Annotated in this window: 8 protein-coding genes; 7 read left to right on the top strand and 1 reads right to left on the bottom strand. The window is 33.1% G+C overall.

The genetic code is table 11. From position 1 onward, the window contains the following. The first annotated feature begins 46 nt into the window (after positions 1 to 46). The 4 genes from B0A80_RS05690 to B0A80_RS05675 all read left to right on the top strand — a co-directional run bounded on the left by B0A80_RS05690 (position 47) and on the right by B0A80_RS05675 (position 13,344). Positions 47 to 4,165, top strand: coding sequence for an RCC1 domain-containing protein (locus B0A80_RS05690; protein ID WP_089076700.1), 4,119 nt, complete (start codon positions 47 to 49; stop codon positions 4,163 to 4,165). Between the two features lie 149 nt (positions 4,166 to 4,314). After that, positions 4,315 to 9,141 (top strand): T9SS type A sorting domain-containing protein, encoded by a 4,827-nt coding sequence (locus tag B0A80_RS05685; protein ID WP_089076699.1) that lies wholly within the window; start codon positions 4,315 to 4,317, stop codon positions 9,139 to 9,141. A 2-nt stretch (positions 9,142 to 9,143) separates the two neighbouring features. Beyond that, positions 9,144 to 9,836 (top strand): glycoside hydrolase family 78 protein, encoded by a 693-nt coding sequence (locus B0A80_RS05680; RefSeq protein ID WP_089076698.1) that lies wholly within the window; start codon positions 9,144 to 9,146, stop codon positions 9,834 to 9,836. 178 nt (positions 9,837 to 10,014) lie between these two features. Further along, positions 10,015 to 13,344 carry a T9SS type A sorting domain-containing protein gene (locus tag B0A80_RS05675; protein ID WP_089076697.1) on the top strand — a complete coding sequence of 1,110 codons (3,330 nt, stop codon included), beginning with the start codon at positions 10,015 to 10,017 and terminating at the stop codon, positions 13,342 to 13,344. Positions 13,345 to 13,432: 88 nt separating this feature from the next. On the opposite strand, the gene B0A80_RS05670 is transcribed toward B0A80_RS05675, so the two are convergent. Beyond that, positions 13,433 to 14,290 carry an MBL fold metallo-hydrolase gene (locus tag B0A80_RS05670; RefSeq protein WP_070906135.1) on the bottom strand — a complete coding sequence of 286 codons (858 nt, stop codon included), beginning with the start codon at positions 14,288 to 14,290 and terminating at the stop codon, positions 13,433 to 13,435. A gap of 296 nt (positions 14,291 to 14,586) precedes the next feature. On the opposite strand from B0A80_RS05670, the gene B0A80_RS05665 reads away from it, so the two are divergent. The 3 genes from B0A80_RS05665 to B0A80_RS05655 all read left to right on the top strand — a co-directional run bounded on the left by B0A80_RS05665 (position 14,587) and on the right by B0A80_RS05655 (position 16,955). Next, complete coding sequence (locus B0A80_RS05665) at positions 14,587 to 14,916, top strand: HesB/IscA family protein (protein WP_017494570.1); 330 nt, start codon at positions 14,587 to 14,589, stop codon at positions 14,914 to 14,916. A 94-nt stretch (positions 14,917 to 15,010) separates the two neighbouring features. Then, on the top strand, positions 15,011 to 16,459 hold the full coding sequence (sufB, locus tag B0A80_RS05660; protein ID WP_017494569.1) for a Fe-S cluster assembly protein SufB: 1,449 nt from the start codon (positions 15,011 to 15,013) through the stop codon (positions 16,457 to 16,459). A gap of 7 nt (positions 16,460 to 16,466) precedes the next feature. Continuing rightward, entirely contained in the window at positions 16,467 to 16,955 is a 489-nt protein-coding gene (locus B0A80_RS05655; RefSeq protein ID WP_070906136.1) for a flavodoxin family protein, read from the top strand. Positions 16,956 to 16,961: the final 6 nt, after the last annotated feature.

Genomic DNA, 16,961 nt, shown 5'->3' with positions numbered 1-16,961 from the left:
TATTCTAACCAAAAAACACACTATTAAATAACCAAATTTTTATCGTATGAGAAAAATTTTACTTTTATTTTTAATACTTTCTTGTTTTCAAATTAAGGCTCAATGTATCCAATCTATAGCTGCCGGATACAACCATAATATTATAATAAAGCCGGACAGCACCATGTGGGCATGGGGCAATAATGGTAATGGTCAATTGGGAGATGGTACAACAACTCAAAAAAACGCTCCTGTAAAAATAGGGACGTCAAATGACTGGAAAACAGTAAGCGCCGGATGGGGACATACCGTTGCAATGAAAGCAGACGGAACTTTATGGGCTTGGGGTTACGGTTCATTAGGGCAAATAGGAAATGGTCCAGGCACTGTTACCGGTTATAATGCTGTCCAACAAATCGGATCGGCAAAAGATTGGCAAAGTATATCTGCAGGAGGAAATTACACCATGGCAATAAAAACCGATGGTACTTTATGGGCTTGGGGATATAATTCTACAGGACAATTAGGCGATGGCACTACTGTTAATAAAAATACTCCAATACAAATAGGAACCGATACTGACTGGCAAACTGTAGCAGCAGGTGGAGAACACACCATTGCCTTAAAAAAAGACGGTTCTTTATGGGCATGGGGAGAAAATTCTAAGGGAGCTCTAGGAGATGGTACGTTAGTTAGTAAAACCATTCCAACGAAAGTAGGAACTGCTAATGACTGGAAAACAATTTCTTCAGGATACAGTCATTCAATCGCTCTAAAAACTGATGGAACTTTATGGGCTTGGGGAGAAAATATAAATGGCGGAGTTGGAGATGGAACCTCTCTAAATAAAAATTTACCAACACAAATTGGGACATCTACAAATTGGAAAAATATTTCTGCCGGATGGAACGCTAGTTATGCGATCCAAACCGATAATTCATTATGGGCTTGGGGTGAGAACTTATTCGGAAAACTGGGCAATGGTACAACTATTGGAAGTAACACTCCTATACAAGTAGGAACAACTACCAGATGGTCTTTAATTTTAGCAGGTAACTATCACACTGTTGCTGTCGATACAGGTGGAGATATATGGACGTGGGGCAGAAACCAAAGTGGACCATTAGGTGACAATACAACCATCGATAAAAAAGTGCCAACAAAAATAGATTGCCCATCGTCTTTAACAATCACAACATCCTTTACTGCTATAACCTGCACCGGTTATGCTAATGGTTCAGCCTCAGTAACAGCTGTTTCTGGCGGTACGATGCCGTATTCATATCTTTGGTCTAATGGCTATACAACTTCAACGATTACAGGATTATATCCGGGAAATTACACCTGCACGGTAAGCGATGCTACATCATCAGTATCCAAAACCATCACGATTACAGAACCAATTCCTATTGCTGTTAATGCAACTGCGACATCTGTTTGTAATACTAAAAATGACGGAATTATAACCGCTATGGCAACTGGCGGAACGCAACCTTATCAGTATGCTATGTATCCTGCCATGAATTTCCAGTCTTCAAATATATTCTCTAATTTATCAGCAGGCACGTACTCGATTATTGCAAAAGATGCCAAAGGATGTACAACCAATCCTTATACAATAACCATAAACTCATCCGTCACAGCTGCTCCAACTGCAAATGCACAGTCTTTTAAAAGTGGTGCTACTATTGCCAGTTTACAGGCTACGGGATCTAATCTTAAATGGTATAGCAGCGCTATTATACAGAGCAACTTAAATTTATCTACTTCTTTACAGACAGGTAAATACTACGTTTCTCAAACTGTTAATGGATGTGAAAGTACCAGAACTGTTGTTGATGTCACTGTGATTCCCGCTTTGATAGACGGGCAAGTACCAACAAATGGTTTAATTGCTTATTTCCCTTTTAATGGAAATGCGAATGATCTTAGCGGAAACGGATCAAATGGAACTGTTACAGGCGCTACACTAACATCAGACAGATTTGGAAATAGCAATACAGCTTATAGTTTTGATGGTACAAACAGTTATATCGATGCTGTTCTGCCAAATATTCCTAAAAACAATTCTTCGAGAACAATTTCAGGATGGTTTAAAACAAATGATGCTTTTTCTGATCCGAATAAATATCAAGTCTCCATTTTTAACTATGGGACTTTAGCAAAATTACAAAGATTGTCTCTTTCTGTTTATAGTAAAGGTTACCTTGAAGCAATAACTGGTTCTGATTTTTCTAATGATGATTTTTATGTAAACAACTTTAATTATTCTAACAACGATTGGTATTTTTTCACTGTTACCTATGATGGAACTCAGCTTTCGATATATGTAAACGGCAAATTTGTGGATCAAAAAGCGGTGAATTTAAATACTGTCGGCACTCTTTTTAGAATTGGACAAAGAATTTCCGGAGATAACACAAAAGAAGGCTTTAAAGGAACGATCGATGATATTGCTATTTGGGATCGTGTACTTACACCGGAAGAAATTTCAGCTTTATATACGCCTGAAAATGCAGAAAATTACACTTTAATTCCTGACCCTAATTTTGAACAAAAATTAATTGATAGCGGGATTGATAACGGGACTATCGACGGTAAAGTTTTAACCTCTAAAATCAGTAATGTAAAGATCTTAAATGTTACCAATCGTAATATTTCAGATTTAACAGGAATTGAAAATTTTGTATCATTAACTGATTTGTATTGCGGTCAAAATTCATTATCAGCATTGAATGTGAGCAAGAATAAAGCTTTGACCACTTTAGATTGTAACAACAATAAAATAACTTCCTTAGATGTAAGCAATAATACTGCCTTACTTAATTTAAGCTGTTACGCAAACCGATTAACCTCTTTAGATGTTAAGGTAAATACAGCGCTGCTAAAATTAGATTCAGGTTCAAACCAATATACTTCTTTGGATGTGAGCACCAATACTGCTTTAACATTTTTGGGCTGTAATACCAGTCAATTAACTTCTATAGACGTGAGCAAAAACACTGCTTTGACTCTTCTGGATTGTCGTGAAAACAAAATAACCAACCTGGATGTTTCTAAACTCACTACTCTAACAGAGTTATATTGTCAGTCTAATCAATTAAAAGATTTGAACATAAGCAAAAATAAATCCCTGGAATTTTTAAATGCTGCAAAAAATCAAATAACCACTTTGGATCTAAGCATAAATACGGCCTTAGTGGGTTTATATGCTCACACTAATCAATTAACAAGTCTAAATTTGAAAAATGGAAATAATGTTAACTTTCAATTGCCATTTCTAAATATTACAAACAATCCAAATTTAAGCTGTATTCAAGTTGACGACAAAGCCTATTCTGATACAAACTGGGCTGCAAAAAAAGATACAATTGCAAGTTATAACACTAACTGTACCTCCGGTTTTGCTCAGATTCCAGATCAAAATTTTGAGCAAAAATTAATTGATTTAGGAATTGATATCGACGGCTTAAACGGAAAAATCTCTGTTGCAAACATAAGCACCATTACGTCTTTAGATCTTTCAAACAGTACTATCAAAGATCTGTCAGGCATCGAGAATTTTACAGCACTAACATTTTTAGATTGCAGTAATAATCAATTGAGGGCATTAGATGTAAGCAGAAATCTTGCTTTAGAAACACTAAATGCTTCAACAAACCAAATCACTACATTGGACTTTTCCAAAAACAGTAAACTTAAAATCGTATATGTAGCAAATAATCCATTACTATCATTAAATCTTCAAAATGGTAATAATAGAAATTTTGTTTTAGCATCTCCAACAGATAAAAAAACGGCCTCTTTATATACCAGCTTTTTAGGACTTAAAACTCTTGGTTGCATACAAGTTGATGATGCCAATTATTCGAATGCTAACTGGTCCCGAATCAAGGAGCCCAACACAATTTATTCTAATAGCTGTAAAAATTTAGGAATAGAAGATTCTGTTTTTGATAAAATAACAATGTATCCAAACCCAACAAGCGGTGAAGTGAACATTAATAATATCGCTTTAGAAAAAGCAACAGTTTATAACTCATTAGGACAATTGGTAAAAACATTTACTTTAAATTCAAGTGATACAAACAATACAATAAACTTATCCGATTTACCAAAAGGAGTTTATTACGTATATTTAATCCATCAGGATGCCGCTTCTGCGAAAAAAGTTATCCTTAAATAATACCATTTCTTTAAGCTAAAAAATCCCATTCGCCGCGGCGAATGGGATTTTTTTATTATTCAAAAGTTCAGTCCTTTCATTACGTCTTCCCGTAAGGAATATTCAATTTTATTACTTACTCTTGCGCGATCTAATTTTAAACTCGTTCTATGAAAACAAAACTACTCTTGTTACTATTTCTATTAAATTTTTCTTTATACGCCCAGACCACTAAAATTCCGGACTTAAACTTTGAAAAATTCTTAATAAACGAAAAATATGACTCCGGAGTTCCGGATGGTCAGGTTTTAACTGCAAATATCTCATCAATAAAGACATTAAACCTCACAGGATTAAACATTAATGATCTAACCGGAATTGGTGATTTTAAAGCATTAACACAGCTCATTTGCTCTTTTAATAACTTAACATCAATTGATGTCTCGGGCAACACTTCCCTAATTACCCTGAATTGTTTTTCAAACAAATTAACAAGTTTAAATATTAGTAAAAATACCGCTCTGACCAATTTAAATTGTGCAACCAATCTAATAACCAGTCTGGATTTAACTGCTAATTTAGCTTTGAGTACTTTAAATTGTTATGACAACAAATTAAAAAACCTGAATATCGCTAAAAACTTATCGCTAAAAGAAATTAACTGCAGCGCTAACGATTTTACAAACGGATTAGTTCTATCCAACAACACGGCATTGACTTTTATAAACTGTAATTTCAGTAACTTAACCACTCTTGACGTTTCTGCCAATCTGTATTTACAAAGTTTAAATTGCCAGGGTAATAGCTTAAAAACATTAGATGTTTCTAAAAATACCAATCTTACGTTTTTAGATTGCTCTTCAAACAACCTAACTACTATCAACTTAAAAAATGGTAATAATACTCGTTTAACCACTACTTCAACTTTTAAAAGAAACCCCAACTTAACCTGTATTCAAGTAGACAATGCCTCTTATTCTAATACTAATTGGGCAAATCTTAAAGATGCAACTCCAAATTATGCCGTTTCATGTGATGATCAAAAATATACTCTAATTCCTGATGCAGATTTTGAGAGACAGTTAATTTATCTTGGTTATGACAAAGATGGCGTAAACGGAAAAGTTCTTACAAGTGCAATCTCGAATGTAAAAACATTAAAGATTACATATACTGCTATCAATATCAAAGACATCACAGGAATACAAGATTTTACAGCTCTCGAAAGCCTGGCTTATGGCGGTAATACATTCAAATTGAGTTCCATAGATCTTTCGAAAAACGTAAACTTAAAAACACTTGATCTTACTTCTAATAGTTTAACAACTCTGGACTTGTCTAAAAATGTCAATCTGGAGAATTTAGCTCTTGGTAGCAATCAACTAACAAAATTAGATCTTTCAGATAATACTAAGCTAAAGAGCCTGATATTAAACAATAACTTACTTGAATCTTTAACTATAACAAACAATAAGGATTTAACACTACTTAATTGTTATAACAATAAATTCACAACCGGGATCGATCTGTCTCAAAACACTTTGTTAACCTCTCTGGACTTAGGTTTCAATAAAATTACAAGTTCAAATTTTGACAACAACACTTTATTAAAAACTCTAAGGTTGAGTGGAAATAAACTAACATCTTTAAATCTTTCTAAAAACACTGCATTAGAAAGCTTAGATTGTTATAATAATGTTTTGACGAATTTAGATCTTAGTGCAAACGTAAATTTAAAGACTGTTGTCTGTCGTGACAACCAGTTAACGAATATAAATATTACCAAAAACACCTTATTGCAAACACTTGAATGTGGCAGTAATAAACTAAAGGAATTAAACACGTCTGAAAACAAAGAGCTAACCTATTTAAGCTGTCTTTCTAATAGCTTACAAAGCTATAATCCTTCTAAAAACTTAAAACTAACAGTTTTAGATTTAGGGTACAATAGATTGAATAATCTTGATGTATCTCAGAATACCTTATTAAAAAATCTAAGATGTGATGTTAATAGTCTTAACGCTATTGATGTTTCAAAAAACTTAAACTTAGAAGCTTTAAGTGTTAGCAATAATAGTATTGAAAGCATTGACCTGACAGCTAATTTAAATTTACAAAGTTTTTATATTGAAAGAAACAAACTTACAAGTCTTGATCTTTCAAAAAACAAATTACTGACTTCAGTAAATGTTACTAATAACTTGCTTTATGATTTAAACCTGAAAAATGGTAATAATAAAAATTTCACACAATACACAAAGTTTAACAACAACCTTTCTTTATCTTGTATTGTGGTTGACGATGAGACGTATGCAAATCAAAACTGGGTGACATATAAAGATTCCTGGGCAAATTTTTCTACAGATTGCAGAGCTTACACTACTATTCCGGATGCTAATTTTGAAAACAAATTAATTGCTCTTAAAATTGATACTGATGGGGTAAACGGAAAAGTATTAACACAAAGTATTGCAAGCGTAAAATCTTTAGATGTTTCTGGCAGTTCAATCGCCAACTTGACAGGAATCCAGGATTTTGCAGCTTTAGAGACTTTAAACTGTAAAAACAACCAATTAACATATTTAGATTTTACTAAAAATCCAAACCTAACCTCTTTAGATTGTTCAAACAATAAGCTTGTAAGTTTAGATTTAAACAACGAAAAAAATACTTTGCTAAACAAAAGCACTTCGTTGTTTAACAATAATCCGGATTTAAAATGTATTCAGGTGGATGACGAAAGTTATTCAAATACAAATTGGGCAAACTTAAAAGACGCAACCGCTTCATACAATAAATTTTGTAACTCATTTACAGCGATTCCGGATGCTAATTTTGAAGGAAAATTAATTGCTTTGGGAATAGATACTGACGGGAAAAATGGCAAAGTATTAAGTTCAAGCATTGCCTCTGTAACCACTCTTAATGTTTCAAACAGCAATATATCAAACTTAAAAGGAATTGAAGGTTTTACAGCCTTAAAAGAATTAAATGTTTCTTCAAATTTATTAGTCGAAATAAATCTGACAAAAAATCTTAAACTGACTACTTTAAATTGTAACTCAAATAAAATTTTAAGTTTAAATCTTTCGGCAAATACAGAACTTACGCAAATACAATCGTCTTCAAACAATTTGTACAGCCTGAATCTGAAAAATGGTAAAAACACCAATTTAACCAACATGACTTTGGGCAATTTCACCAACAACCCTTCATTGACATGCATTGAGGTTGATGATATAAATTATTCGGCTACAAATTGGGCAAACGCAAAAGATGCTAATGCAAACTACTCTGTAACCTGTACTTCGGTTGCTTTTACCATTATTCCGGATGCTAATTTTGAGAAAAAATTAATAGCCCTTAAAATTGATACTGATGGGGTAAATGGAGCCGTACTTACTTCAAGTATTAACACACTTAAAGATCTTAATGTAAGCGATTCAAATGGCAGCCCTGTAAATCCTATTCAGGATTTAACCGGAATTCAGGATTTTGTTGCCTTGGAACAATTAAATTTCTCTTATAATTATATTTCAAAAGTAGATCTTTCAAAAAACACTGCATTAAAAACACTGTATTGTAATAAGAACCGCTTAACAGAATTAGATCTTTCTAAGAATACCTCTTTAAGGTTAATCTATTGCTTTGAAAATCAATTAACCTCTTTAGACTTTTCAAACAATACTGCTATTACAGAGATAATTTGTGGAAACAATGCACTACGCAATTTGAATGTTACAAAAAATGCTTCTTTGAATTTATTAAATTGTGATCATAACCAATTAACGACTCTTGATCTTTCAGGAAATAAAAATTTATCTTATCTGCAATGTCAGGTAAATAACCTTACAAGCTTAGACTTTTCAAACAACTTGTATTTAGTGCAATTAACTTGTAACAACAATCAGCTGAAAAAACTGGATATGTCGAAACAGGTCTCATTACAGCATTTCATTTGTAATTCTAATCAGTTAACAGAATTAGATTTAACCAAAAACAAGGATTTATATGCCTTTAATTGTCAATCAAATCAGTTGTCTTCAATTGACATTTCAACTAATTCAAAAGTTGGTTTTCTAAATGTTTCTGATAATAAACTAACTTATCTAAACATTAAAAATGGTAATAATACTAAATTGAACACTACTGGATACAGTATTCTTGATTTTAGAAAAAATCCTGATTTAACTTGTATCCAGGTTGATGATGTTACCTACTCTAACACAAACTGGTCTACACTAAAAGATGATACAGCAACTTACAACACTAGTTGTGGTGCTATCCTGACATTACCAATTGATAATTTTACTGTTGAATCTAAAAGTGAATCCTGCTTAAATGAAAATAATGGTGAAATAAACATTACTGCAAAATCTACTCAAAACTATACGGCTGTAATAAATAGTAAAAACTATGATTTTACCAATAATAGTCTAAAAGTTTCAGGTTTAGCTCCGGGAACTTATACCGTATCCATTACGGTTGCGGGCCGCACATTCGAACAAAATTTTACGATTACAATTGCAAAAGCAACAACCGTTTCAGGAAAATCTGTTGTAACTGATAAAAAAGTTAATGTTGAAATCATTGAAGGAACAGCTCCGTTTACTGTATTTGTTAACGGAACAGAACAGTTTCAAACCAATGATGCTTCTTTTTCTGTAGATGTTACTAAAAATGCTTTAGTAGAAGTAGTAACTGCAAAAGCTTGTGAAGGTGCTTTTGCTAAAAATGTTTCTGTTTCTGATTTCGAATCACAAATTTTATCTGCTTATCCAAACCCTACTTCGGGAAGTTTTGAGATAGAAATTCCAGGTGCTAAAAATGAAGTTCAAGTAGAATTATACAATTTTTCCGGTCAATTAATTTCAACCAAAACACTTGTTATCGAGAGTGGAAAAATAAAATTAAATCTTGAAAATCAACCTTCAGGAATCTATGCTATAAAAGTTTATTTAGATACTCCTGAATACATTAAAATTATAAAAAAATAAAAATGAAAAATCTTATATACCTCACAATCATTGGTCTTTTATTTGCGGCTTGCGGTGGCAGTGACGATTCAGGATCATCCGAAGCTATTAATGTAGCGCCAACAGTACCTGCATTAAAAACTCCGGCCGATAATAAATTATGTGTAGACAATACTGTTTCTTTTCAGTGGGATCTTTCTACCGATGATAATAAAGATGTTATTACCTATCAAATTCAGGTAGCAAAAGAGAATACGTTTGCTCAAATTGTAAAATCATCTGAAGTGACTACTAATAACACTTCAATAGCACTGGAAAAAAACACGGCCTACTTCTGGAGAGTAAAAGCGACAGACAGTAAAGGACTGGCAAGTACTTATTCCGCTACTTTTAAACTCTATACCAGTGGTGAAACAGTAGTAAATCATATGCCATTTTCTCCTGAATTGGTATCACCGGTTTTAAACGCTACACTAAACGCAACAACTGTTTCCTTAAAATGGAATGCAACTGATGTTGACACTGCAGATGCACTGACTTATGACGTTTATTTTGGAACAACAAATCCGCCAACAGAAAAAGTAAGTGAAAATAAATCTGAAAAAACAATTGATGTTACAACGGTAGCTACCAAAGAATACTTCTGGAAAGTTGTTGTAAAAGACAACAAAGGAGGAGAAACTGTTGGTCAAATCTGGAAATTTAAGACCAATTAAGAAGCTTAATAATTACAATTAGTTAAACCAAAAAATCCTGTTTTCGATATACTGAAAACAGGATTTTTTATGCCTCCTATGATCCGCTCCGAATTACAACTATGTCCATTACGTCTTCCCGTAAGGAAATACCAATCTAATTTTGTAGACTTGCGCGATACTATCATAAATCAAGTCTATGAAAACAAAACTACTCTTGTTGCTGTTCCTGGCAAGTTTTTCTATTTATGCACAACAGTATACTTCCATTCCTGATGTGAATTTTGAAAACAAGTTAATCGCATTAGGAATTGATTCCGGAACTGCTGATGGAAAGGTATTAACTGCCAATATTATAAAAGTTAAAATTTTAGACCTTGGCACCACAATAATTTATGACTTAACAGGGCTTGAAGATTTTTCTAACTTAGAAACCTTGTATTGCTCTGGAGCTTCCAACCCTAGTGGAGGAGTAACAGGTAAATTGACAAAATTAAACGTTACTAAAAACACAAAGCTAACCACATTATACTGCTCCGGAAATCAGCTAACAGACTTAGATGTATCCCAAAATTTAGCCTTAAAATTGCTCTATTGCCCTTATAATAAACTGACAACAATTGATGTCACTAAAAATTTATCATTAGAGCAATTTCTAATTGCAGGAAATAATCTAACAACTATAGATGTTTCTAAAAACCTTTCATTAACTCAGTTGAATGTAAGCTCAAATCAAATTTCAAATATTGATTTAACCGCTAATACAGCCCTGGAAGCACTTACTATTAATCAAACTAAAATAACAGATCTTGATGTATCTCAAAATTTAAAGCTTGCTCGTTTGTACGTCTCCGGAAACAATTTATCAAAAAGTCCTGATCTAACCAAAAACAAAGCTCTTGAGTCTTTCACTGCAGCAAACAGTCAATTAACAACGATAGATCTTTCTCAAAATAAAGCTTTGCGTAGTCTGGACCTTCGTCAAAATAAGTTCGAAACATTAGACGTTTCCAATAATCCGACCCTAACTACTTTATATTTACAAGAGAATCTATTGACAAGTTTAAATCTCACTAACAATACATCCTTACTTGCCAATCAAATCTCTTTCATATCAAATCCAAAATTAACTTGTATTCAGGTTAGTGATGTTACAGCTGCAAATACAAATTGGTCAACCAAAAAAGACCCAACGACATCCTTTTCCTCGACCCCTTGTATCGCTCCTGGATCATACACCTTAATTCCGGATATTAATTTTGAGAAAAAACTAATAACATTAGGAATCGACTCGGGAGCTCCAGACGGAAAAGTCCTGACATCAAAAATTTCCGATATTACAGAATTAAATCTATACAATAGTAATATTACCAACTTAACCGGAATTCAGGATTTTAAATCTTTAACGTCATTAAGTTGTATGTCTAATAAGATAACGGATCTTGACATCTCTCAAAATCAAGCTTTAACCTCTCTAAATGCAGGTGATAACAAACTATCCAAATTAAATACTTCAAAAAACATTTCTTTAGAATACCTATCACTGTTTGATAATGAAATAACAAATCTTGATATTTCTAAAAATGTTAATTTGAGACTTCTAAGCGTTGATTCAAACAAACTAACCAATATTGATACATCCAACAATAAAAATCTATCTGCATTATGGTGCGCTTCAAACCTGTTAACAAGTTTAGATCTTTCTAAAAACCGATCTTTAACATCTTTAGAATGTCCTGAAAATAAATTATTGACCACAATAAATTTAAAAAATGGAAACAACCGCTCTATGCAAATTACTTACAATGCTACTAATTTTACAAAAACACCATTACTAACTTGTATCATAGTCGACGATGCTCTTTACTCAAATGAAAAATGGAAAAACTTTAAAGAAACTTCCGCATCGTACTCAACTATAGACTGCTCTCAGGTTACGGCAATTCCAGATCCCGCTTTTGAAGATAAGTTAATTGCATTAAACATTGACAAAGACGGTAAAAACGGTACAGTTTTAAACAGCAGTATTGAAAATATAGCTTCTTTGGACGTTGCTTCAAGCACTATAAAAGACTTAACCGGAATTAAAGGTTTCACCAATTTAAACTCTCTAAATTGTTCCGGAAATCTATTGTCTCTTTTAGATGTTTCTCAAAATAAAGCTTTAACCCTTCTTAATTGCACCAATAATTCTTTAGAAAGTTTAAATCTAAAGAACGGGAATAATATAAATTTTGATGTAAACTCTAATTTTAAGAACAATCCTAATCTAAATTGCATTCAGGTTGATGACGATATTTATGCCAATACGAATTGGGCGGCTCTCAAAGATTCGACTGCAAATTACAATTTAGACTGCACCATATACACCCTAATTCCAGACTCTAATTTTGAAGATAAATTAATTGCTCTGGAAATTGACAAAGACGGTAAAAATGGTAAGGTTGCAACCGCAAGTATCAATAAAGTAACCTTCTTAGACCTTTCTAATTCTAATATTAGTGATATTAAAGGTATAGAAGATTTCACTTCATTGACCTACCTAGATCTTAACTTTAACAATATACAGTCGATTAATTTAAGCCAGAACAAATCACTTATAAAATTATCACTGCACGACAATAAACTAAAAGCTCTGGATCTCACTGCTAACAAAGAACTATTTAATTTAATGTTTAGTATGAATCAAATTTCAACCATTGATTTATCGCAAAATAAAAAAGTTCATTCCGTAACGGCGGATCGAAATCAGTTAACTAGCATTGATTTATCAGCAAATCCTGAACTAGAATCACTTTATTGTGGTCACAATGATCTAACAACATTAGATGTATCAAATCAACCTAATCTTTTACAGTTAAACTGCGTCTATACGAAAATTTCAAAACTAAATGTTTCTTCTAATCCAAAATTAGAAGACTTATATTTTGATAATGCTCAATTAACCACTTTAGATCTTAGTAATAATCCTCGTTTAAAAAGATTAAATCTTGCCTGGAATCAGTTGACATCACTAGATTTATCACATAATCCCCTTTTAGAACTTGTTTTCCTTGAATTTAACCCGTTAACTTCACTGAATATCCAAAATGGTAACAATAAAAATTTCGTATTGCCGTCTAAATCCGGAAAAAATGCCGCTACGGCCATATACACCAGCTTCTTAGGAAATAAAACACTAAACTGTATACAAGTAGATGATGCCGATTATTCAAATGCCAATTGGGCAAACATTAAAGAAAAAAACGCTACTTATTCTAACACTTGTAAAACATTAGGTATTGATACCAACAATTTTGAAAAAGTAGCAATCTATCCAAACCCAACCAAAGGCGAAGTAAACATTCAAAATGCAAGTTTAGAAAAAGCAACTGTTTATAACAGCTTAGGCCAGCTTGTAAAATCATTTATCTTAAATTCAAGTATCACCCATAATACGATCGATTTATTCGGGCTGCCAAAAGGCGTTTATTATGTGTACTTAATTAATGGGGATGCTGCCTCAGCTAAAAAAGTTATTGTAGAGTAATTATAATTTGTTGAATTAAATTTGTTAATAAAAAGTCCCATTTTCGACATCATGAAAATGGGACTTTTTTGCATTTATAGCTTTAATTTTAAAGAATTTCTTCGCAGGTAAATACTTCTTTTAAGCGAACACCTTTTTCGGTCTGTTCTACTGTTATAATTTGGTTATGTGCATCATGCTCTAAAAACAAATAATAATTGTGGTCTGCTGCTGCGTTCAAAAATTTAGATTTCTCCGGCATTGTCAATAAAGGTCGTGTATCATAACCCATCACGTAGGGTAACGGAATATGCCCGGCAGTGGCTAACAAATCGGCACAGAAAACGATCGTTTTATCCTGATATTGGATATGTGGAATCATTTGCTTTTCGGTATGGCCATCCACATAATAAATTCCAAAATTCATTTCTTCAGAAAAACCGAAATCACTTTCGGGACGCTTTATAAAATTCAGCTGTCCGCTTTCCTGCATAGGCAGAATATTCTCTGAAAGAAAAGAAGCCTTTTCGCGTGCATTGGGTTTTGTTGCCCATTCCCAATGATTTTCATTCGTCCAAAACTTTGCATTTTTAAAAGCAGGCTCGTAAAAAGTCCGGTCTGAATTCCATTGCACACTTCCTCCACAATGGTCAAAATGCAAATGCGTCATAAAAATGTCTGTAATATCGTCTCTCTGAAAACCATATTTTGCCAACGATTTGTCTATCGAATGCGATCCCCACAGCGAATAATAGCCAAAAAACTTCTCCGATTGTTTGTCTCCCATTCCGGTATCAATCAAAATCAGACGATTTCCATCTTCAATAAGCAGGCAGCGTGCAGCAATATCAATTAAGTTATTAGCATCGGCAGGATTGGTTTTGTTCCAGATGGTTTTAGGAACTACGCCAAACATAGCGCCTCCATCTAACTTAAAATTTCCGGATTCTATAGGGTAAAGTTTCATGAGAATAGATTTTTAATAGGAAAACAAAACTAGGAAATACTATTTCATTTTTACAACAAACCATCATAAAGTCTTCAAAAAACAATAATAAAGTCTCATTCTTTTATCAATATAACATATATCTATTTTAACATTTGTTATAATAATGTGAACCGTTATGGAAAAAGGTTTTTAAGTCGTATCTTTGCCGATAATTTCATTTCAACATTGAAAGACAGCACTTTAAAATCGTAATCTTCGGATTACTATTTTTAAGAGCAAAATTGAGGTGAAAGCAAAAATAAACACGATAAACAATGATAAAAGTTTCTGATACTGCCAAAAATAAAATCATCGATTTGATGAGAGAAGATGGTTTTGATGCTGCTAGCGACTACGTAAGAGTAGGCGTAAAAAGCGGTGGATGCTCTGGTTTGTCTTATGATTTAAAATTCGACAAAACCAAAGGCGACGACGATAAAATATTTGTAGACAACGACATAACAATTGCAGTTGAAAAGAAATCATTTCTATATCTGGCCGGAACAATTCTTGAATTTTCAGGTGGATTAAATGGAAAAGGTTTTGTATTCAATAATCCGAATGCAAGCAGAACTTGTGGTTGCGGAGAATCTTTTTCACTATAAAATAATTAAACGATTGCAAAATTTAAAGATTTAAAAATTACAGAAGTGATAGTATTTAAATCCTTCAATTTTTGAATCTTTCAATAAAGAAACAATGAGCAAATACACAGAAGACGATTTAAAAATCGAACTCGAAACTAAAGAATACGAATACGGGTTTTATACTGATATTGAATCGGAGACCTTTCCTATTGGCTTAAACGAAGACATCGTAAGAGCTATTTCCCTTAAAAAAGAAGAACCTCAGTGGATGACCGACTGGCGCATTGAAGCTTTTCGTGCCTGGAAAGAAATGATTGAACCGGAATGGGCAAATGTACATTATGAAAAACCAGATTTCCAAGCCATTTCATACTATTCTGCTCCAAAACAAGTAGATCCAAACAAAACTTTGGACGATGTAGATCCTGAACTTTTAGAAATGTACAAAAAGTTAGGTATCTCTGTCGATGAACAAAAAATGATGAACAATGTCGCTATGGATATTGTAGTCGATTCTGTTTCTGTAGCTACGACTTTCAAAAAAACTCTTGCTGAAAAAGGAATTATTTTTTGTCCAATTTCAGAAGCTATAAAAGAACACCCTGAATTAGTTAAAAAATACTTAGGAACTGTTGTACCTCAAAAAGACAACTTCTATGCTGCCTTAAACTCAGCTGTTTTCTCTGACGGAAGTTTTTGCTATATCCCAAAAGGCGTTCGTTGCCCAATGGAACTTTCCACTTATTTCAGAATCAATCAGGCAGGAACTGGTCAGTTCGAGAGAACACTAGTTATTGCTGATGAAGGAAGTTACGTTTCATACCTTGAAGGCTGTACCGCTCCAAGCCGTGACGAAAATCAATTGCACGCTGCTGTAGTTGAACTAATCGCTTTAGATGACGCTGAAATTAAATATTCTACCGTTCAAAACTGGTTCCCTGGAAACAAAGAAGGAAAAGGTGGTGTTTATAACTTCGTTACCAAAAGAGGTTTATGCGAAACAAATGCTAAAATTTCATGGACACAAGTAGAAACAGGTTCTGCTGTAACCTGGAAATATCCTTCTTGTGTACTTAAAGGAGACAATTCGGTTGGAGAATTTTATTCAATTGCAGTTACCAATAATTACCAACAAGCTGATACCGGAACTAAAATGATCCATTTAGGAAAAAATACTAAATCGACTATTATTTCTAAAGGTATCTCAGCCGGTAAATCGCAAAACAGCTACCGCGGACTAGTTCAAATTAGCCCAAGAGCTGAAAATGCCAGAAACTTTTCGCAATGTGATTCTCTTTTAATGGGGAACAATTGTGGTGCACATACTTTCCCATATATCGAAAGTAAAAATCCATCAGCCAAAATAGAGCACGAAGCAACAACAAGTAAAATTGGAGAAGATCAGGTTTTTTATTGCAACCAGAGAGGTATCCCTACTGAAAAAGCTATCGCCCTAATTGTAAATGGTTTCAGTAAAGATGTATTGAACAAATTACCAATGGAATTTGCTGTTGAAGCTCAAAAGTTATTAGAAATTTCTTTAGAAGGATCTGTTGGTTAATTGCGAGATGGAAGATAAAAAAGTAATCATTTTAGGTTCCTCCCGAAAAAACGGAAATACAACCAGAATCGCGGATGAAATTTCTAAAGAAACCGGAATAGAAGTAATTAATCTGAGTGATTATAATATTTCCTATTATGATTACGAAAGTAAAAACAGAGAAGATGATTTTTTTCCTTTAATAAAAGGTATCATCGAGAAGTATGACACTTTAATTTTTGCAACGCCTATATATTGGTATAACATGAGTGGAATCATGAAGGTATTCTTTGACCGCTTTTCGGATTTAATCCGAATTGAAAAAGAAACCGGAAGAAAACTCAGAGGGAAGAAAATTGGTGTGATCTCCAATTCACACGATAATGAAATTGAAGAGAGTTTTTACATTCCGTTCAAAAAATCAGCCGATTATCTAGGCATGGAATATTTAGGACACGCGCATTTTAATGCCAACATCCTAAACGAAACAACAAAAATAGAATTGACATTTATATAAAATAAA

Origin of the sequence: Flavobacterium tructae, from assembly GCF_002217475.1 — a bacterium.
GTDB lineage: Bacteria > Bacteroidota > Bacteroidia > Flavobacteriales > Flavobacteriaceae > Flavobacterium > Flavobacterium tructae.
The sequence above is the reverse complement of the archived record's forward strand: the minus strand, read 5'-3'. Positions and strand labels throughout refer to the sequence as shown.

Bases quoted from the DNA above. Each gene is read 5' to 3' on its own strand.
- B0A80_RS05665 (WP_017494570.1), top strand. From the start codon at position 14,587: ATGATAAAAGTTTCTGATACTGCCAAAAATAAAATCATCGATTTGATG.
- B0A80_RS05685 (WP_089076699.1), top strand. From the start codon at position 4,315: ATGAAAACAAAACTACTCTTGTTACTATTTCTATTAAATTTTTCTTTA.
- B0A80_RS05690 (WP_089076700.1), top strand. From the start codon at position 47: ATGAGAAAAATTTTACTTTTATTTTTAATACTTTCTTGTTTTCAAATT.
- B0A80_RS05680 (WP_089076698.1), top strand. From the start codon at position 9,144: ATGAAAAATCTTATATACCTCACAATCATTGGTCTTTTATTTGCGGCT.
- sufB (WP_017494569.1), top strand. From the start codon at position 15,011: ATGAGCAAATACACAGAAGACGATTTAAAAATCGAACTCGAAACTAAA.
- B0A80_RS05655 (WP_070906136.1), top strand. From the start codon at position 16,467: ATGGAAGATAAAAAAGTAATCATTTTAGGTTCCTCCCGAAAAAACGGA.
- B0A80_RS05675 (WP_089076697.1), top strand. From the start codon at position 10,015: ATGAAAACAAAACTACTCTTGTTGCTGTTCCTGGCAAGTTTTTCTATT.
- B0A80_RS05670 (WP_070906135.1), bottom strand. From the start codon at position 14,290: ATGAAACTTTACCCTATAGAATCCGGAAATTTTAAGTTAGATGGAGGC.